Here is a 17,129-nt window from a genome sequence, read left to right as displayed (position 1 = left end):
CCCGGAGGCGGACTCCGGAGTAGACTTTTACCATGGATCCGGGCCTCGAGGCCGCCTTCCAGTACGTGGAGCGCCTCCTCTTCGGGGACGTGAGCCGTCCGGGCCTCACCGTCTACGACGTGGAGCGGCTGGTGGGCTACCCCGCCAAGGGGGAAGGCCCCCTGACCTACACCTTCCCCCGCACCAAGGCCCTCTCCGGGGTCCAGGCGGTGCGCCTCTACTACTACCCCAAGGACCCCCACCTGCAGCTCATCCTGGAGATTGAGGACCTGGAGGGGCGCAAGCACCTCCGCCACTTCCGCTGGAACGGGTTCACCTGGGAGGTGCCGGAGGGGAAGCGAGGGGACTTGAGGAGCACCGAGGCGAGCCTGGGCCCCCTCAAGGTGGGGGAGGACTACTTCCTGGGCTTCCCCCGGGAGGAGGCCATGGAGCTGGAAGAGGTGGTGCGCAGGGGGGAGGCCCTGGGGGCCAAGTACCTCCTCTGCCCCCGGTGCGGCACCCGGGTCTTTTACGCGCCCTCGGTCCGGCCCGCGGAGGTGGTCTGCCCCAGGTGCGGCAACGCCACCCTGCTTTTCAAGACCTTTTCGGGCTTGGAGCCCGCCAAAGACCCCCTCGAGGCCCTGGCCGAGGAGAAAAGGGCCCTCCGCAGGACCCTGGAGGAGCTCATGGCCTACCTCAGGCGCAAGCTCGGCCCCTAGACCCGCACCCCCGGGGGGCCCCACCCCGGGTAGGCGTAGAAGCGCCCCCGCTCCCCTTTCAGGTAGTCCAACAGGGGTTCTTGAAGAGGGCGGTGGTTGGCCAGCCTTTGGGCGGCCTCCTCTAAGGTGAAAAAGCGGGCCTCCACGATGTGGCCGTCGGGGTCTTTGGGGTTCAAAAGCCCTTCGTAGCTCGCCCGGAAGGCCATGGCCAAGGTGCGCTCGTTTTTGCGGCGGTCCTCCACCTGGATGACGTAGGCCAGGTGCTCGATGGCCTTGATCCGGAGGCCCGTCTCCTCCCCCACCTCCCGCACCAGGGCCTCCAGCACGGTTTCCCCGGGCTCCACGGTGCCCCCGGGGAGGGTGTAGCGCACCTGGCCCCTTCGGCTCCAGTCGTTGCCCACCAAGAGCACCCGCCCCTGGCGGTCCAGGAGGATGGCCGCCACCACCAGAATCTCCCGGCGCATCACGCTTCCGTCATGGCCTCCAGCTGGCGCTCCTGATCCGTCCGCTTGAGGGCTTCCAGAAGGGGCTGGAGGCGCCCTGAGAGGACGCCCTCGAGGTCGTGGGTGGTGAACCCGATGCGGTGGTCCGTGACCCGGGACTGGGGGAAGTTGTAGGTGCGGATCTTCTCCGAGCGCTCCCCGGTGCCGATCTGGGCGAGGCGGGTCCGGCGGAGCTTTTCCGCCTCCTCCGCCCGCTTCATCTCCAAAAGGCGGCTACGGAGGATCATGAGGGCCTTCTCCCGGTTTTTGATCTGGCTACGGGAGTCCTGGCAGGTGACCATGATCCCCGTGGGCAGGTGGACCACCCGCACCGCCGAGTCGGTGGTGTTTACCCCCTGGCCCCCAGGCCCCGAGGCCCGCATGACGTCTATGCGCACCTCGTCCATGTTGAGCTGGAAGTCGGACTCCTCGGCCTTGGGCAGTACGGCCACCGTGGCCGTGGAGGTGTGGATGCGCCCCTGAGTCTCGGTGGCCGGAACCCGCTGCACCCGGTGGACCCCGCTTTCGTACTTGAAGGTGCCGTAGGCGCCAGGCCCCCGCACCTCAAAGACCACCTTGGAAAAGCCGCCTAGGTCCGTGGGGTTGGAGTCCAGGATCTCGGTCTCAAAGCCCATCTCCTCGGCGAAGCGCAGGTACATCTCCAGAAGGTCCCGGGCGAAGAGGGCCGCCTCCTCCCCCCCCGTCCCTGCCCGGATCTCCACGATGGCGTCCCGCTCGTCCATGGGGTCCTTGGGCAGGAGGTGGCGCTCCAACTCCTTTTCCAGGATCCCTTTCCGTTCCTCCAGCTCCGCCTTCTCCGCCTTGGCCACCTCGCGCAGCTCCGGGTCTTCCAGAAGGCTTTCCGCCTGCTCCAGGTTCTCCAGCACCCGGCGGTACTCGCGGATGAGGCCGAGGATTTCCCCCATCTCGGCGTAGCGCCGGGAGAGGGCCTGGTAGCGCTTGGGGTCCTTGAGGACCCCGGGGTCCGCAAGCTGGGCCTCCAGCTCCCGGTACTCGTCTTCTAGGCGCTTAAGCTTATCCAGCATACCTGATTCCAGGATACTCCATCCGGCTGAGCTCCACCTTTAGGTTCGGACATCTGCCCCCTGCCCGGGGGAAACGGGGGTAGGGAACAACCTTTGCAGCCAGGCTTCCAGGGCGCGGCGCAGGATGTCTACCCACTCCTCTGGGGAAAAGCGCACCGGCTGCCTCAAGAGGACAAAGAGCCCGGAGTAAGCCCCCCACTTCCGCCTCCCCTTTGAGCCCCCCCTTTCAGGCGCCCCCGCGCCTCCTCCCCCACCATCAACCCTACCCCGTAAGCCAAGGCCACCAGGGCCAGGGTCTTCTCCATGGCCTCCCATCCCTTGCTCATCACCCCACCCAACCCCAGGTGCCCCTTCAGGTCCCTAAACCCCTCCTCAATCTTCATCCGCTCCTCGTAGACCCGCAAAAGCTCCTCCGGGGGAAGGTTCCCCATCACCCAAAGGGGCTCCCTCATCCCCTCCCGCCACACCCCCACCAGGTTCACCTCCACCTCACCCCGGTACCACACCCCCTCGTACCTCACCTCCCGACCCCGGTCCACCCAGGGAATAAGCCGCTCCCCACGCCACAAAAGCCTGGGCCTCGTCCCCAGGTTCAACCGCACCGCGTACCTCACCCCCCACCGCTCCAGGGCCTCCAGCCACCCCCCGAAGGAAAACTCCCGGTCAAACACCCACACCGTCCCCTCCTCCACGTACTCCACCACCTCCTCCACCAGTCCCTCCCAGGTCCGGTTCCTCCCCTCCCCCTTCCCCTCCCAGTAGCTCCCCACGTACACCGGCACCGCCCGGCCCCCGTAAGGCTGGGCAAAGACCACCGCCCAAAAACCCAGGGTCTTGCCATCGGAAAGCCGTCCCACGTAGGGGGTGCGCCTGGCCTGGGGACGGGGGACCTCCGTGGGGTCCACCAGGAGAAAGGGCGTCTTGGGGTCCAGAAGCCGCAGGAGGTAGCGCTTGGGCTCCAAGAGGGGCAAGAGGCGGTCTATCGCCTTGTAGTTGGCCTCCTCCTTGGCCTCCTCCCGGTAAGCCCTGGCCCAGTCGCTCTTCCGAGCCGAGCCCGAGGCCAGGATGGACCACAGCAAACGGGCCACCTTGTCTTCCCACCGCCAAAGCCACGGGTCCAGCAAAGGGCTCACAAAGGGCCTCAAAGCCTCTGGCTCAAAGGGTAACCTCCTCATGCCTACATGATGTCCGAACCAAAAGGGGGAGGCCAGCATCCGGGGCTTGCCCAGGATTTTAGGTATACCTAAAATAGGGGCGTGGAATCCCCTATCCTCCACGCCCTTATGGGGGGGCTTTTCACCTGGGGGCTCACCGCCTTGGGGGCAGCGAGCGTCTTCCTCACCCGGGAGCCCAGCCGCAAACTCCTGGACGGGATGCTGGGCTTCGCCGCCGGGGTGATGCTGGCGGCCAGCGTCTTCTCCCTTCTCCTCCCCGGGATGGAGATGGCCGAGGCCCAGGGCATGGTGCCCTGGGTGCCGGCGGTGGTGGGGTTCCTCTTGGGAGGGGGCCTTTTGCGCCTTCTGGACCGGCTCCTTCCCCACGCGCACCTGGACCCCAAGGCCTCGGTGGAAGGGCTGGCCACGCCCTGGCGGCGCACCACCCTTTTGATCCTCGCCATCACCCTGCACAACTTCCCCGAAGGCCTGGCCGTGGGGGTGGCCTTCGGGGCGGTGGGGCTGGACCCCACGGGGGCCGCCACCCTGGGCGGGGCCATGGCCCTCGCCTTGGGCATCGGCCTCCAGAACCTGCCCGAGGGCTTGGCCGTGGCCTGGCCCCTGCGCCGGGCTGGGGTGGGGGCGGGGCTGGCGTGGTTTTACGGGCAACTTTCCGCCATCGTGGAGCCCGTGGGGGCCCTTCTGGGAGCGCTTCTGGTCCAGGAGATGCTGGCCCTTCTCCCTTACCTCATGGCCCTGGCGGCGGGGGCCATGGTCTTCGTCATCGTGGAGGAGGTGATTCCCGAGAGCCAGGCAGAGGGCAACGGGGACCTCGCCACCTTCGGGGTCATGACGGGCTTCGCCCTGATGATGGCCCTGGACGTGGCCCTTGGATAAGGGCTTACCCCGGGGCATCCCGCCCCCCATGCTGGCTTGGGCCAGCATGGGGTGGCGTTACCCCTCCTTGCCCCCCAGGCGCCCCTTGAGGAGGCGGGCGGCTTCCTCGGCCTTGGCCCTGGCGGCTTCGGCCGCCTTTTTGGCTGCCTCGGAGAGCTCCTTGAGCTTGTCGGGCACGCCGTCCTTGTCCTGGTCCAGCTCGGCCAGCCTGGCCTTGGCCTCCTCCAGGGCCTTCTCCGCCTCCCGCAGGGCCTTTTCCAGCACGTCGGGACGGCCGTCCTTGTCCTGGTCCAACCTTTCCTTAAGCTCCCGTAGCCTCCTTTCCGCCTCCGTTGCCGCGGAGCGGGTGAGCTCCTTGGCCCTTTCCAGGAATCCTTTGGGGTCCATACCCTAGTTTACAAAAGGGCCTTTAGGTCCGCCACCACCTTCTCCGTGGCCTCCACCTTGTCGGGGCTGAAGAGGAGGACCAGCTTCCCCTCCTTTACCACGAAGGTGGTGGCGGTGTGGTCCACCAGGTACTCCCCCGGGCCCCGGTACTGGGTCTTCTGGTAGTAGACCCCAAAGGTCTGGGCCGCCTCCCGCACCGCCGCCGGGCTTCCCGAAAGCCCGAGGAAGCTCGGGTGGAAGGCCTTGGCGTAGCGGTCGGCGACCTCCGGGGGGTCCCGCTCGGGGTCCACGCTCACGAAGACCACCCGTACCCGTTCCTGGTCCTTGGGGGAAAGCTTCTCGTAGGCCCGCTTGAGGGCCAGCAGGGTGGTGGGACAGACGTCGGGGCAGTGGACGTAGCCGAAGAAGAGGAGGACCACCTTGTCCTGGAACTGGGAGAGGCGCACGGGGCCTTCGGGGCCTTCCAGGGCGAAGTCCACGGGCTTGGGGTTGAGGAGCCTCGTGCCGTAGAAGGTGTGGCCCCGGGGGAGGAGGAGGTAGGCCAAAACCAGAAGCGCCAAAACCGAAAAGAGGGCGGGCAGGAACCTTTTCATCGCATCTCCACCGGCAAGAGCACCCTAAGCCGGGTTCCGTCTTGGAAGAGGAGGGTGACCTCCACCTTTTCCCCGGCCTTAAGGGGGCGTTTAAGCCCTTCCAGCATCAGGTGGTAGGCCCCAGGCTTGAAGGCCACCTTGGCCCCTGGGGGGATGTCCACGTAGGGGAGGGGGCGCATGCCAAGGACCGCCTGCCCCCCGCGGGTTTGCCGGTAATCCCGGTGGAGGGAAACCCGCTGGGCGATGGGGGTCGTGGCCCCCACCAGGTGGACGGGGGTCTTACCCCGGTTTTCCAGGGTGAGGTAGGCGGCGGTGTCCGGTACCACCGGGGGCACCAGGCGCACCCAGCCTGGGGTGGCCACCACCTGGGCTAGGGCGGGGGCGAGGAGGAGGAGAAGGGCGGCAAGCCTCACGGCTTCCAGCCTAGCAGAGGCAAAGGGGGTATGGCCTCGGAAAGTACAAATGTCCTGGCCTTTCCCCCTACCCTGAGGGCGTATGCGGGCCTTCCTCCTCCCCTTCCTAGGCCTGGTCCTGGCCGGCCCCGTGGTGCGCCTTCAAGGGGAGGTGGAGGGGCCGTTGGTCCTACGCACCCCGGGGACGGTGGTGGAGGGGGCTGGGGCCGTCCTCAAGGGAAAGGAGGGGCACACCCTTTCCCTTTTGGCCCCGGGGATCCGGGTGCGGGGGCTCAAGGTGTTGGGGGCTGGGCTCGAGGACGACTTCTTTGAGCCCGACGCCGCCATCTACCTCCAGGGGTGCCGGGGATGCCTCCTGGAGGGCGTGGAAGTGGAGGGGGCCCCCACGGCGGTGCGGGTGGAGGACTCCCCCCAGGCCCAGATTCTGGGCCTTCGGGCCCGGGGCCTGGGGTCTTCCCCGGGGGTCCTGGCCTACCGGAGCCCGGGGATAAGGGTGGAGAGGAGCCGCCTTTCGGGCTACATGGACGCCATCTACGTGGAGTACAGCCCTGGCATGGCCATCCGGGACAACCTCTTGGCAGATAACGGCCGCTACGGCTTCCACGTGATGTTCTCCTGGGAGGTGCGGGTAGAGGGGAACCAGAGCTGGGCCAACGCCGTGGGCAACGCCGTCATGCACGGGGCGGGGAACCGGGTGGCGCAAAACCTCCTCCTGGGCCACAAGAGCCCGGTGGGCTACGGCCTTTTGGTCCAAGACGAGAGAGGCACGGAGGTCTCGGCTAACCTCTTCCAGGAAAACACCCTGGGCCTCGTCCTCATGGACGCCCAAGGGGTGGGGGTTTCAGGGAACCGTTTCCGGCAAAACGGCACCGCCTTGCGCGTCACCCGGGAGCGAGGGGGGAACTCGGCGCGGGTGGAGGGGAACCTCTTTGCAGGCAACCTCTACGACCTTCTGGTGGACGACCCCGAGGCCAAGACCCAGGTGGTGGGCAACGCCTACGACCGGGCCTCCGGTCTTCCGGCGCCCCACCTCCCCACCTCCACCTTTGCCCTGCTCCTAGCCCGGCAGCCGGAGCTTTCCCTTTTCGCCCTATCCCCGGGGGTGGTCCTGTGGGAGGCGGTGGAGGCCCAGGTACCGGAGCTCAGGCTCCTTTCCTTGGCCGACCCCGAGGCCAGGCCCCTGCCCAAGGAGGGCGGGTCCTCGGTCTGGGCCCTTCTCCTCGGGGGGGTAGGGGGTGCGCTGTGGTGGCGCTGGAGAAGGTGGTAAAGCGGGGGAGGCTTGAGGGCCTCTCCCTGGGCCTCGAGGGGGGCGTGGTGGGCCTTCTCGGTCCCAACGGGGCGGGGAAGAGCACCCTCCTCGCCCTCCTCGCCGGCAGGCTTCGCCCGGACGGGGGGAAGGCCCTCCTCTTGGGGCGCTCCCCCAGGGACCCGAGGGTCTTCCCCTTACGCGCCTACCTGCCCCAAAGCCCCAGGCTCTTTCCCCACCTCACCGGGAGGGAGGTCCTGGAGCTTTCCCGGAAGGCCAAGGGTTTAGGGAGGGAGGCTTTGGAGGAGGCCGTGGACCGCATGGGCCTCGAGGGCTTCCTGGGGAAGCGGGTGGGGTTCCTCTCGGGGGGGCAGCGCCAGCGCCTGGCCCTGGCGGCAAGCCTCATGGGGAACCCTCCTGTGTGGCTCCTGGACGAGCCCACCGCCGCCTTGGACCCCAAGGGAAGGGAGCGGTTTTGGGCCTGGGTGGGGGCCAGGAAAGAGGGGCTTGCCCTCCTCGCCCTCCACAGCCTGGAGGAGGCCGCCTCGGCCCAGCACCTGGTCCTCCTCAAGGGGGGAAGGCTTTTGGAGGAAGGCCCCCCCGCCAAGCTTTTGGGCCCAAGGGGAGAACGCCTCCCCTGGCTAATGGAGGTGCTCTATGAGGAATCGGCGTGAGGTCCTTAAGGCTTTGGGCGGTTTGGTTCTCGCTTCCCCCGTCCTGGCCCACATGGGCCACGGGGACCACGGCGCGGGGATGGGGTCTGCCCCGGCCAAGGGGTCCCTGGTGCCCCCCAAGCTCATTCCCTGGGACACGGGGAGCTGCGCCTTCTGCGAGATGCCCATCAAGACCCCGGAGGGGCAGTGGCGGGGGCGCACCTTCCCTAAGGGCTTCTTTGAGCAGACCTACAGCCAGATCGCCTTCGCCGAGCCCCGCCCCGCCCCCCACGACCCCAAACAGGTGGTGGACGCTCTCCACTTTGAGAGCATCGCCTGCATGGTGAACTATGCCTGGGTCCACGGTCTAAGGGACGGGGAAGGGGCCACCTTCTACGTGACGGACCGGGGGGCTTACGACCCCGGGCGCCCCCAGGAGACGGTCCGCCTCATCCCGGCGCGCTCCGCCACCTACTACTGGGGGGAGAGGATGATGGTGGTGATGAACGCCAAGCTCCTGGCCTTCGCCAGCCTGGGGGCCGCCCAGGAGTTCGCCGAGCGGAACAAGGCCCAGCACGGCCGCCAGCACTTCTATAGCTTCCAGACCCTCTGGGACCTCGCTCCCTTGCCGGAGATGAACCTGGTGGCCCTCCTCGCCCGGCACGCGGGGCTTCTCGGGGAGGGGATGGGCCACAGCCATTAGCCCATGGAACGCCGAGACCTGCTCAGGCTCGCGGCGGGAGGGCTTTTGGCCTTCCTCCCGCGGGCCCAGGCCGCCCCTAAACCCCTCCGGGTGGGGGTGGAGGCCTGCCCCTACTGCTTCATGACCATCCTGGACGCCCGCCACGCCGCCCAGGCCCTGAACCCTCAGGGCAAGGCCTTCTTCTACGATGACCCCGCCTGCCTCCTGGACCAGCTGAACGGCTGGGGGGGGCCTGAGTTTCGGGCCAAGGAGGTCTATCTGGCGGACTTCGGCCGGAGCGAAAGGGCCCAGGCCTTCTGGGTGGAGGCGGAAAAGGCCTTCCTCTATCACAACCCCAGGATCCGCACCCCCATGGGCTCGGGGCTTCTCGCCTTCGGGAGCCGGGAAGCCCTGGAGGCCCACCTCAAGGAGCGGCCCGAGCGGCGGGGCGGCCGCCTCCTCACCTGGAAGGAGGCCCTGGAGGAGGGCAAGAAAAGGCCCTGGGTGCCCACGGACTTCTTCCCGCCTCCCCCTAAGGCTCCATGACCGGTTTCTTCTTCAGGGAGGTGGCCCGCAACCCCTGGGCGGCGGGTCTTCTCCTCCTGCCCCCCCTCCTGGCCTGGGGCTTCCAGGGACGGGGGGAAGGGGTGGGGCTGGTGGGCCTGTACTCGGGTCTTCTCCTCCTCCTGCCCCCCCTGGCCCTGGCCCTGGCCGTGCCCCTTCTGGCTTCCCGGGAGGAGTGGGCCTTTCTCCTGGGGCTTCCCGCCCGGCCGGGAAGGGCCTTCCTGGAAGGGGTCCTGGGGGTCCTCCTCGCTCTGGCCTCGCCCCTCCTCCTGGGCCTTCTGCTGGGGGCGGGACTTTTGGGCTTTTCCCCCAGGGCGGGGCTTTGGCTCCTCCTCTCCGGGCTTGGGGTCCTCCTCTTCTGGGTGGGGGTGGCGGCCCTGCTCTCCGCCCTCCTCCTGGAGGAAAGGCGGGCTTTGGGGCTGGGCTTTGCCCTCTTTGGCCTCCTCAACGTGCTCTACGGGCCCTTGGTGGTGGCCCTGGCGGTGCGGCTTAAGGACCATCCCTTGGAGGGCTTCCTCGCCCTCGCCCTCCTGCTGAACCCCCAGGAGGTCCACCGGGTGGGGCTCCTCTCCGCCCTGAAGGCCCCCGTCCTCACGGGCCCCTTGGGCTACCTGGTGGCGGAGCGGCTTGGGGCGGTGGGGCCCCTCCTCGGCCTCTTCTACCTGGTGGGCTTCGGCGGGGCCTTGGCCCTTCTGGCCGCCCTGGTCTTCGCCCTCAGGGACCGGTAGCATGGGGCCGTGCGCCTGAGGCTTGCGGGCTTTTTCCTCGCCCTCCCCTTCTTCCTCCAGCTTTTGGGCCTGGGGGACACCCCCTTGGGCGGGGGGCTTTGCGGGGAGGTCTTCCGGGTGCAGGACCTGGGCCTCGCCCTGAAGACCCCAGGCTTCTGGTACGGCCTCCTCTTCATGGTTTTCCTCGCCTTGGAGCTGGGCTTTGGCCTTTCCCTCCTCCTCCTTCCCCTCCTGGAGGTGCGCCCGGAGAAAGGGTGGGTGAGGGCGGGGCGCTACCTGGTGGGGACGCTTCTTTTCCTCTTCCTCCTCACCCGCACCACCGGCCTCCCCGCCCCGGGGCCCGGTGGGTGGGTCCTCGAGCCCGCCCCCCTGGACCCCCTCTCCCTCCTCCTGGTGGGGCTCTCCCTGGCGGGGGGGCTCCTTCTAGGGGAGAATGGGGGGCATGGAAAGGCTTCTTGAGGTGATGCGCCGCCTCAGGGCCCCGGGGGGGTGCCCCTGGGACCGGGCCCAGACCCACGAGAGCCTGGTGCCCTACCTCCTGGAGGAGGCCAGCGAGGCGGCGGACGCCCTCCTTGAGGGAAACCCCCAGGAGATGGCCGAGGAGCTCGGGGACGTCCTCTTGCAGGTGGCCTTCCACAGCGTCATCGCCGAGGAGGAGGGCCGCTTCACCTACGGGGACGTGGAGCGGACCATCGTGGAGAAGCTCATCCGCCGCCACCCCCACGTCTTCGGGGAGGCGGAGGCCAAGACCCCGGAGGAGGTGAAGGCCCGCTGGGAGGACCTGAAGGCCCAGGAGGGCAAGAAGGAGGACCCCTGCGGCCTGCCCCAGGGGCTTCCCACCCTGCTTCGGGCCTACGAGCTCCAGAGGAAGGGGATAGACCCGGGAAACGAGGAAGGCTTGAGGAAGGCCCTGGAAGCGGGCGACCTGGAGGAAGCGCTTTGGCACCTGGTGGGGCTTTTCGCCAAGAAGGGGATGGACCCCGAGAGCGCCTTAAGGAAGCGCTCCCTCAAAGCCTGCCGGGAGGGCTAGAGCCCCCGCCCGGCTTCCGCCTGGCGGCGGTGGCCGTGCCCCTTCTGGGGGAGCGCCTCCTCTTCACCCTAAGGAGCCCCCGCCTCCCCACCCACGCCGGCCAGGTGAGCTTCCCCGGGGGGGTGGTGGAGCCGGGGGAGGAGGTGGTGGAGGCGGCCCTGAGGGAAGCCTGGGAGGAGGTGGGGCTAAAGGGGGTGGAGCCTTTAGGCTTCCTCTCCCCCACCTACTCCCCCCAGGGCTTCCTGGTGCAGCCCGTGGTGGTCTTCCGGGAAGACCTGCCCCCTCTGAAGCCCAACCCCGAGGAGGTGGCCCAAATCCTCCTCGCCCCCCTGGGGGAGCTTCTAGAGGTGGAGCCCTGGAAGGAGGTGCGCCTGGGCCGGACCGTCTGGCACTTCCCCTGGAGGGGGGTGGACATCTGGGGGGTGACGGGGAATATCCTCAAGGAGTTCCTGGAGGTGTGGCGTGAGGCGAGTGGGGATTCTTCTTGCGGACCTCTTTGACGAGCGGGAGTTCCTCTACCCCTACTACCGGGTAGCGGAGGCGGGGTACACCCCGGTGGTCATCGGCCTCGAGGCCAAGGAGTACCGGGCCAAGTCGGGTTTCTCCTGGAAGGCGGAGGTAGGCCCCAAGGAGGCGGGGGAGGTTTCCGCCCTCCTCGTTCCCGGGGGCTTCGCCCCCGACTACTTGCGGCGGAGCCTCGAGGTCCTCGCCCTGGTGCGGAAGGTAGCGGGGGAGGGGAAACCTCTAGGGGCCATCTGCCACGGGCCTTGGGTCCTGCTGAGCGCCGGGGTGGTGCGGGGGAAGAAGGTGACGGGGTTTTTCTCCATCCGGGACGACCTTACCAACGCCGGGGGCCTCTACCAGGAGGCAGGGGTGGTGGTGGACGGGAACCTGGTGACGGCCCAGGGGCCTAAGGACCTCCCGGAGTTCATGAAGGCCTTCCTTAAGCTTCTTTCCGGGTGAAACGGGTTCCGGCCTCCCCCCTCCGGACGGCCTCCAGCACCCCCTTCTCCCCCTTGGCGATGGCCGCCCAGGGGGCCCCGGCCCGCAGGGCGGATAGGGCCGCCTCCACCTTGGGGACCATCCCTCCCTGGATCACGCCCTTCTCCTTCAGGGCCTCCACCTCTTTGGGGGTAAGCCGGGGAAAGCGGGTCCTCGGGTCCTTGGGGTCCCGGTAGACCCCCTCCACGTCGGTGAGGAAGACCACAGGCCACCCCAAGGCCCCGGCCACGGCCCCCGCGGCGGTGTCGGCGTTCACGTTCAAGGGGCCCTCCTCGTCCAAGGCGATGGGGGCGAGGAGGGGGGTGTAGCCCTTCTCCAGGAGGTCCAGGAGGAGCCTTGCCTCCACCCCCACCACCTCCCCCACCCGGCCGAGCCCGGGAAGGGCCCTTCCCCGTAGGCAGAGGGCGTCCCGCCCCGAGAGGGCGACGGCCTTCCTCCCCCTTTGGGAAAGCCCCGAGGCCAGGCGCTTCCCCGTGAGGTAGAGGGCCATCTCCACCACCTCCACCTGCTCGGGCGGGGTGACCCTCAGGCCCCCCACGAAGCGGCTTTCCATCCCCAGCCGGGCCAGCCAGGCCCCGATCTCGGGCCCCCCTCCGTGGACCAGGACCAGGGGGCCCGGGTAGAGGGCGAGCTCGGAAAGAAGCCCCTCCGCCCCCTTCAGGCTTCCTCCCACCTTCACCAAAAGGGCCTCACTCAAGGTAGACCACCTCCTCGGGGAGGCTCCCTTCCTCCTCGGCCTCCAGGAGGTCTAAGAACCCCAGGAGGGCGTGGTCCGGGTGGAGGCCAAAGAAGGTGGCCAAGGCCCGGACGGCGTGCTCTGGGGGCAGGGCCTGGGCCCCTTCCAGGAGGGGCCTTAGGTCCTCTGGGGCCTTCAGGGCTGCCCCAAGCTCCGGGCCTTGCCGAAGCTCCGCCACCACCTCCTTCCCTTCCGCCAGGAGGAAAAGGAGGTCCTCCTCCGCCTGGACCCAGAAGGCCAGGGCCTTGCCCAGCCCGGAGAGCTCTTTCAGGAAGGAGCGCACCGCCTCGAGGTCCTCCTGGGCCTCGAGGGCCTCGTGGTAAAGGCTCGTCCAGGGAGGGTCGGGTACCAGGTAGACCCCGGCCCCTCCCGTGCGTTCCCTTGCCCAGGCCGCCACCCTGTTCAGGGGGGCCTCCACGTGAAGGGAGAAAAAGCTCCGCACCACGCCCTATACTAGCCCTTGTGAGCGCCCTGTACCGCCGGGTCCGTCCCCTCACCTTCCAGGAGGTGGTGGGCCAGGAGCACGTGAAGGAACCCCTCCTCCGGGCCATCCGGGAGGGGAGGCTCGCCCACGCCTACCTTTTCTCCGGGCCCCGGGGCGTGGGCAAGACTACTACGGCCAGGCTTCTGGCCATGGCGGTGGGGTGCGAGGCCGAGGAGCGCCCTTGCGGGGCCTGCGCCCACTGCCAGGCGGTGCAGCGGGGGGCTCACCCCGACGTGGTGGAGATCGACGCCGCCAGCAACAACTCCGTGGAGGACGTGCGGGAGCTGAGGGAGAGGATCCTCCTGGCCCCCCTTTCCGCCCCCAGGAAGGTGTTCATCCTGGACGAGGCCCATATGCTCTCCAAGAGCGCCTTCAACGCCCTCCTCAAGACCCTGGAGGAACCCCCGCCCCACGTGCTCTTCGTCTTCGCCACCACCGAGCCCGAGAGGATGCCCCCCACCATCCTCTCCCGCACCCAGCACTACCGCTTCCGCCGCCTCACGGAGGAAGAGATCGCGGGGAAGCTGAGGCGCATCCTGGAGGACCTCGGCCGAAGCGCCGAAGAGGAGGCCCTCCTTCTGGTGGCCCGCCTGGCGGACGGGGCCATGCGCGATGCGGAAAGCCTCCTGGACCGCCTCCTCCTCCTCCCGGGCCCCCTCACCCGGGCCAGGGTGGAGGAGGCCCTGGGCCTACCCCCCAAGGAGGCCCTTTCCCGCCTGGCCCAGGCCCTGGCCGGGGGGCGGATGGGGGAGGCTTTGGGGGAAGCCCGGAGGCTCTACGGCCAAGGCTTCGCCCCGAGGAGCCTGGTCTATGGGCTCATGGAGGTCCTGCGGGAGGGCCTCTACGCCGCCTACGGGCTTGGGGGCGCGGCCCTACCCGCCTCCCCCGAGGCCCTCCTCCAGGCCCTCACCTCCCTGGACGAGTCTTTGGAGAGGCTCGCCAGGCGCTCCGACCTCCTTAGCCTCGAGGCCGCCCTCCTCCAGGCCTTTCCCGCCTCCCCGCCCGGGCCCAAGGAGGACCCTCTGCCCGAGTTCCGTCCCCTGGCCCCCACCCCGTCCCCTAGGCCCCAAGAGGCCGCCCCGGTGGACCTCGGCGGCCGGTGGCGGGCCTTCCTGGAGGCCCTGAAACCCACCCTCAGGGCCTTCGTGCGGGAGGCGAGGCCGGAGGTGGCGGGCGCCACCCTCCTCCTCTATTTCCCCGAGAACAAGGCCTTCCACCACAAAAAGGCCGAGGAGCAAAAGGAGGTCCTCCTGCCCCTGGCCCGGGCCCACCTCGGGGTGGAGGACCTGGCCTTTTTCCTGGAAAAAAAAAGCCTAGAGGCTAAGGCCCCGCCCTCCGTCCCCCCCGGGGTACCCCCACCCCCCTCTCCCGGGGAGGCGGACCCGCCCCTGGAGCCTGAGGGGGAAGCCCTCGAGGAGGACCCCCAGGCGGTCCTCTCCCGCCTGGCCCGCCTCCTGGGGGGGAGGCTCCTTTGGGTGCGCCGGCCTAGGGAGGACTCGGAGCCTGGGGAACCGCTGAGCGAGGAAAGCATAGGGGGTACTGGTATATAATGCTCCCATGACCCGGACCACCGAGCTGGGAAGCGAGACCGTGGAGAACATCCTGAAGCGGCTTCGGCGCATAGAGGGCCAGGTGCGGGGCCTACAGAAGATGGTGGCGGAGGGCCGCCCCTGCGACGAGGTCCTCACCCAGATGACCGCCACCAAAAAGGCCATGGAGGCGGCGGCCACCCTCATCCTGCACGAGTTCCTGAACGTCTGCGCCGCCGAGGTCTCCGAGGGTAAGGTGGACCCCAAGAAGCCCGAGGAAATCGCCACCATGCTGAAGAAGTTCATCTAGTACCCGCGCCTTAGCTTCGCAACATGAGGCGCCCGAACCAGCGCTGGGAGGAGGTTCTTTTGGGGCCCCCGCCGCGGCAAAAGCCGCGGTGGGGTGCTTGGTCCGGGATGCCTCGGCTTCTCCGGCGGCTTGGGCGCCTTCTGCGGGCCTTCCTGGCCCGCGAAACCCCTGACGACGCCTTCGCCCTGGGGTTTTTGGTGGGGGAGGAGCGGTCCCTCTACCTCGCCATGGACCCCCGGGACCGGGCCCACGGGGTGCGGGTGGCCAAGAGGCTCCTTGCCCGCTACCCCGAGGCCCCCGCCTCCGCCGTGCGGGCTGCCCTCCTCCACGATGCCGGGAAGGCCTTGAGGCCCTACCGCCCCTTGGAGCGGGTCCTCACCGGGCTCTACGCCCCGCCCGTGCCCCCTTACCCTTTGCGCCGGGGGCTTATGGGCGCCTTTCAGGTGCGCCGGCACCACCCCCTTTACGCCGCGGAGCGCATCGGGGATCCCGAGGTCAGGGCCTTGGTCCTGGAGCACCACGCGCCCCGAAGCCTCTGGGGGCGTAGGCTGCACCGGGCCGACCAGGAGGAGTAGCCCTGTACAAACGCCCCTAGTCAACCCCGCCCCATAAGGAGTAGGGTATCGGAGAGCGAAGGAGGGGTTATGGATGACTTCACCTGGCGCGTGGGCGGCCCCCAAGGGGGCGGGATAGAGACGGCGGCCACCCTCTTCGCCCGGGCCATGGGCAAGGGCGGGTGGTGGGTGGCCACCAAGCGGGAGTACCACTCCAACATCATGGGTCGGCACTCCTACCTGGACGTGCGGCTCTCGCGAAAACCGGTTCAGGCCTTCCGGGAGAAGGTGGACTTTTTGGTGGCCCTGGACGGGGAGACCCTGGCCCGCCACCTGGGGGAGGTACGGGAGGGGGGGGTGCTCCTCTACGACCCCAAGGTCTTGGACCTCACGGTCCACAAGCTCCCCATGCTGGACCACCGGGTGGCGGAGGCCCTTTCCCGGCGCTTCGGCAAAACCGATCCGGGCCTCAAGGAGGTCCTCCAGGCCTACGTGGAAGCAGGGGTCCAGCCCCTTCCGTACCCCTACGAGGAGGTGGCGGACCGCATCGGGGCCGAGCTCGGGGTCCCCTCCCTGCAAGCCCGGCGCACCTTGAACACCATCGCCGTGGCCGCCAGTCTCCACTTCCTGGGCTACCCCCTGGAGCCCCTTTTGGAGGCCCTGGCCCTGCAGTTTAGGGGAAAAGTCTTGGAGCTCAACCAAAAGGTGGCCGAGGCGGTCTACAAAGAGGAGGTTCCGAGGCTTTCCCTGAACCTAAAGGCGAACGGCTACGAGCCGGGACGGGTCTACCTCACCGGGGCCCAGGCGGCTGCCCTGGGCAAGCTCGCCGGGGGGCTCCGCTTCCAGACCTACTACCCCATCAGCCCGGCCACGGACGAGAGCGTCTACCTCGAGGCCCACACCGCTTTCCAGGGGGCCGATGTGGCCGTGGTGCAGACCGAGGACGAGATCGCCGCCGTGACCATGGCCATCGGGGCGGCCCTCACGGGGGCTAGGGCCGCCACCGCCACCAGCGGCCCCGGCTTCAGCCTTATGGCCGAGGGGATGGGCTTTGCCGGGATGGTGGAGGCCCCCTTGGTGGTGACCCTCTACCAGCGGGGAGGGCCCAGCACCGGGCTTCCCACCCGCACGGAGCAGGGGGACCTGATGTTCGCCATAAGGGGCGGGCACGGGGAGTACCCCAGGCTCGTCCTGGCCTCGGGGGATGTTCTGGACGCCTTTTTGGACGCCCAGAAGGCCCTGGCCTGGGCCTGGCGCTACCAGACGGTGGTGGTCCACCTCATGGACAAGTTCCTGGCCTCCCTGGCCCAAAGCCTGCCCAAGGAGGCCCTGAAGGCGCTTTCCCTGGACGGGGAGAAGCGCCTCCCTCCCCGGGAGGGCTTCGGGCCTTATGAGCGCTACGCCCCGGGGGAGGACGGCCTTTCCCCCTTCATCCCCCTCGGCACCCCTGGGGGCTTCTACTGGATGACCTCCGACGAGCACGACCCCCTGGGCCACATCACCGAGGACGTGGAGCTGCGGGAGCTCCAGATGGAAAAACGCATGGGGAAGCTGGAGCTTGCCCGAAAGGAGATCCCCCTCTCCGACCAGTACACCCTCTTCCGGGACGGGGAGGTGCTGGTCCTGGGCTGGGGGACGGTGAAGGGCACCCTCCTGGAGGCCCTGGACCACCTTCCTGGGGTAGGGTACCTCCACCTCCGCCTCCTCTGGCCCTTCCCCAAGATCGCCCACCTCCTGGAAGGGAAGACCCTGGTGACGGTGGAGCACAACTACTCGGGGCAGCTCGCCGACCTGGTGCAGCAGGAAACCCTGAAGCGGGTCCACCATCGGGTGGTGAAGTACAACGGCCGGCCCATCACCCTGGACGAGGCCGTGGAAGCCCTGGAGGCGGTGAAGAAGGGCCAGGCCCCGGAAAGGCTCGTGCTTAGGAAGGGAGTCTAG

23 protein-coding genes are annotated in these 17,129 nt (G+C 68.6%); 15 read left to right on the top strand and 8 right to left on the bottom strand.

Translation table 11 applies throughout. The features are described from left to right. The first annotated feature begins 32 nt into the window (after positions 1–32). A complete protein-coding gene (locus tag ACY5J6_RS11590; protein ID WP_462845288.1) occupies positions 33–698 on the top strand; it encodes a hypothetical protein in 666 nt (221 codons plus the stop codon). Here the strand turns inward: ACY5J6_RS11590 and ACY5J6_RS11585 are convergent. From ACY5J6_RS11585 to ACY5J6_RS11575, 3 genes are all read right to left on the bottom strand, one after another. Then, the gene (locus ACY5J6_RS11585) at positions 695–1,162 is read right to left on the bottom strand and encodes an NUDIX hydrolase (protein WP_462845287.1); all 468 of its coding nucleotides are present in this window, start codon (positions 1,160–1,162) and stop codon (positions 695–697) included. The genes ACY5J6_RS11590 and ACY5J6_RS11585 overlap by 4 nt on opposite strands. Continuing rightward, complete coding sequence (prfA, locus tag ACY5J6_RS11580) at positions 1,162–2,226, bottom strand: peptide chain release factor 1 (RefSeq protein WP_462845286.1); 1,065 nt, start codon at positions 2,224–2,226, stop codon at positions 1,162–1,164. The genes ACY5J6_RS11585 and prfA overlap by 1 nt, the downstream gene beginning before the upstream one ends. A gap of 164 nt (positions 2,227–2,390) precedes the next feature. Continuing rightward, entirely contained in the window at positions 2,391–3,401 is a 1,011-nt protein-coding gene (locus ACY5J6_RS11575) for a transposase (RefSeq protein WP_462844384.1), read from the bottom strand. A gap of 108 nt (positions 3,402–3,509) precedes the next feature. Here ACY5J6_RS11575 and ACY5J6_RS11570 point away from each other — a divergent pair, with 108 nt between their 5' ends. Further along, positions 3,510–4,277, top strand: a complete 768-nt coding sequence (locus ACY5J6_RS11570; RefSeq protein ID WP_462846533.1) for a ZIP family metal transporter — start codon at positions 3,510–3,512, stop codon at positions 4,275–4,277. Positions 4,278–4,334: 57 nt separating this feature from the next. On the opposite strand, the gene ACY5J6_RS11565 is transcribed toward ACY5J6_RS11570, so the two are convergent. Genes ACY5J6_RS11565 through ACY5J6_RS11555 form a run of 3 tightly spaced genes read right to left on the bottom strand, consistent with a single transcriptional unit; the run spans position 4,335 to position 5,670 of the window. Next, positions 4,335–4,664 (bottom strand): dolichyl-phosphate-mannose-protein mannosyltransferase, encoded by a 330-nt coding sequence (locus ACY5J6_RS11565; RefSeq protein ID WP_462845285.1) that lies wholly within the window; start codon positions 4,662–4,664, stop codon positions 4,335–4,337. A gap of 8 nt (positions 4,665–4,672) precedes the next feature. Beyond that, a complete protein-coding gene (locus ACY5J6_RS11560) occupies positions 4,673–5,257 on the bottom strand; it encodes an SCO family protein (protein ID WP_462845284.1) in 585 nt (194 codons plus the stop codon). Beyond that, complete coding sequence (locus tag ACY5J6_RS11555) at positions 5,254–5,670, bottom strand: copper chaperone PCu(A)C (RefSeq protein WP_462845283.1); 417 nt, start codon at positions 5,668–5,670, stop codon at positions 5,254–5,256. The genes ACY5J6_RS11560 and ACY5J6_RS11555 overlap by 4 nt, the downstream gene beginning before the upstream one ends. An 82-nt stretch (positions 5,671–5,752) precedes the next feature. Between ACY5J6_RS11555 and ACY5J6_RS11550 the strand changes: the two genes are divergently transcribed. The 9 genes from ACY5J6_RS11550 to ACY5J6_RS11510 are packed head-to-tail and all read left to right on the top strand — an operon-like array spanning position 5,753 to position 11,536. After that, positions 5,753–6,937 (top strand): NosD domain-containing protein, encoded by a 1,185-nt coding sequence (locus tag ACY5J6_RS11550; protein ID WP_462845282.1) that lies wholly within the window; start codon positions 5,753–5,755, stop codon positions 6,935–6,937. Further along, positions 6,913–7,590, top strand: a complete 678-nt coding sequence (locus tag ACY5J6_RS11545; protein WP_462845281.1) for an ATP-binding cassette domain-containing protein — start codon at positions 6,913–6,915, stop codon at positions 7,588–7,590. The genes ACY5J6_RS11550 and ACY5J6_RS11545 overlap by 25 nt, the downstream gene beginning before the upstream one ends. Then, on the top strand, positions 7,574–8,272 hold the full coding sequence (locus ACY5J6_RS11540) for a nitrous oxide reductase accessory protein NosL (RefSeq protein WP_462845280.1): 699 nt from the start codon (positions 7,574–7,576) through the stop codon (positions 8,270–8,272). Before ACY5J6_RS11545 ends, ACY5J6_RS11540 begins: the two co-directional genes overlap by 17 nt. A gap of 3 nt (positions 8,273–8,275) precedes the next feature. Continuing rightward, positions 8,276–8,797, top strand: a complete 522-nt coding sequence (locus ACY5J6_RS11535; protein WP_462845279.1) for a nitrous oxide reductase accessory protein NosL — start codon at positions 8,276–8,278, stop codon at positions 8,795–8,797. After that, entirely contained in the window at positions 8,794–9,543 is a 750-nt protein-coding gene (locus ACY5J6_RS11530) for a hypothetical protein (protein ID WP_462845278.1), read from the top strand. The genes ACY5J6_RS11535 and ACY5J6_RS11530 overlap by 4 nt, the downstream gene beginning before the upstream one ends. A 15-nt stretch (positions 9,544–9,558) precedes the next feature. After that, positions 9,559–10,002 (top strand): hypothetical protein, encoded by a 444-nt coding sequence (locus tag ACY5J6_RS11525; protein ID WP_462846531.1) that lies wholly within the window; start codon positions 9,559–9,561, stop codon positions 10,000–10,002. Further along, positions 9,977–10,573, top strand: coding sequence for a MazG family protein (locus ACY5J6_RS11520; protein ID WP_462845277.1), 597 nt, complete (start codon positions 9,977–9,979; stop codon positions 10,571–10,573). Before ACY5J6_RS11525 ends, ACY5J6_RS11520 begins: the two co-directional genes overlap by 26 nt. A gap of 29 nt (positions 10,574–10,602) precedes the next feature. After that, entirely contained in the window at positions 10,603–11,073 is a 471-nt protein-coding gene (locus ACY5J6_RS11515) for an NUDIX hydrolase (RefSeq protein ID WP_462845276.1), read from the top strand. Beyond that, positions 11,036–11,536, top strand: coding sequence for a type 1 glutamine amidotransferase domain-containing protein (locus ACY5J6_RS11510; protein WP_462845275.1), 501 nt, complete (start codon positions 11,036–11,038; stop codon positions 11,534–11,536). Before ACY5J6_RS11515 ends, ACY5J6_RS11510 begins: the two co-directional genes overlap by 38 nt. Here the strand turns inward: ACY5J6_RS11510 and argB are convergent. Together argB and ACY5J6_RS11500 are read right to left on the bottom strand one after the other, a co-directional pair. Continuing rightward, a complete protein-coding gene (argB, locus tag ACY5J6_RS11505; RefSeq protein WP_462845274.1) occupies positions 11,517–12,272 on the bottom strand; it encodes an acetylglutamate kinase in 756 nt (251 codons plus the stop codon). The genes ACY5J6_RS11510 and argB overlap by 20 nt on opposite strands. Then, the gene (locus ACY5J6_RS11500) at positions 12,265–12,756 is read right to left on the bottom strand and encodes a hypothetical protein (RefSeq protein ID WP_462845273.1); all 492 of its coding nucleotides are present in this window, start codon (positions 12,754–12,756) and stop codon (positions 12,265–12,267) included. The genes argB and ACY5J6_RS11500 overlap by 8 nt, the downstream gene beginning before the upstream one ends. Positions 12,757–12,773: 17 nt before the next feature. On the opposite strand from ACY5J6_RS11500, the gene dnaX reads away from it, so the two are divergent. The 4 genes from dnaX (at position 12,774) to ACY5J6_RS11480 (ending at position 17,129) form a co-directional block, all read left to right on the top strand. Further along, positions 12,774–14,345, top strand: a complete 1,572-nt coding sequence (gene dnaX, locus ACY5J6_RS11495; protein ID WP_462845272.1) for a DNA polymerase III subunit gamma/tau — start codon at positions 12,774–12,776, stop codon at positions 14,343–14,345. Between the two features lie 7 nt (positions 14,346–14,352). Then, a complete protein-coding gene (locus ACY5J6_RS11490; RefSeq protein ID WP_054638838.1) occupies positions 14,353–14,634 on the top strand; it encodes a metal-sensitive transcriptional regulator in 282 nt (93 codons plus the stop codon). 107 nt (positions 14,635–14,741) lie between these two features. Continuing rightward, positions 14,742–15,209: a phosphohydrolase gene (locus ACY5J6_RS11485; protein ID WP_462845271.1), complete on the top strand. Its 468-nt coding sequence runs from the start codon at positions 14,742–14,744 to the stop codon at positions 15,207–15,209. Positions 15,210–15,278: 69 nt separating this feature from the next. Then, a complete protein-coding gene (locus ACY5J6_RS11480; protein WP_462845270.1) occupies positions 15,279–17,129 on the top strand; it encodes a 2-oxoacid:acceptor oxidoreductase subunit alpha in 1,851 nt (616 codons plus the stop codon).

It is taken from the genome of Thermus sp. H19.2 (genome assembly GCF_054979525.1).
This window is presented reverse-complemented; position numbering and strand designations above follow the sequence as displayed.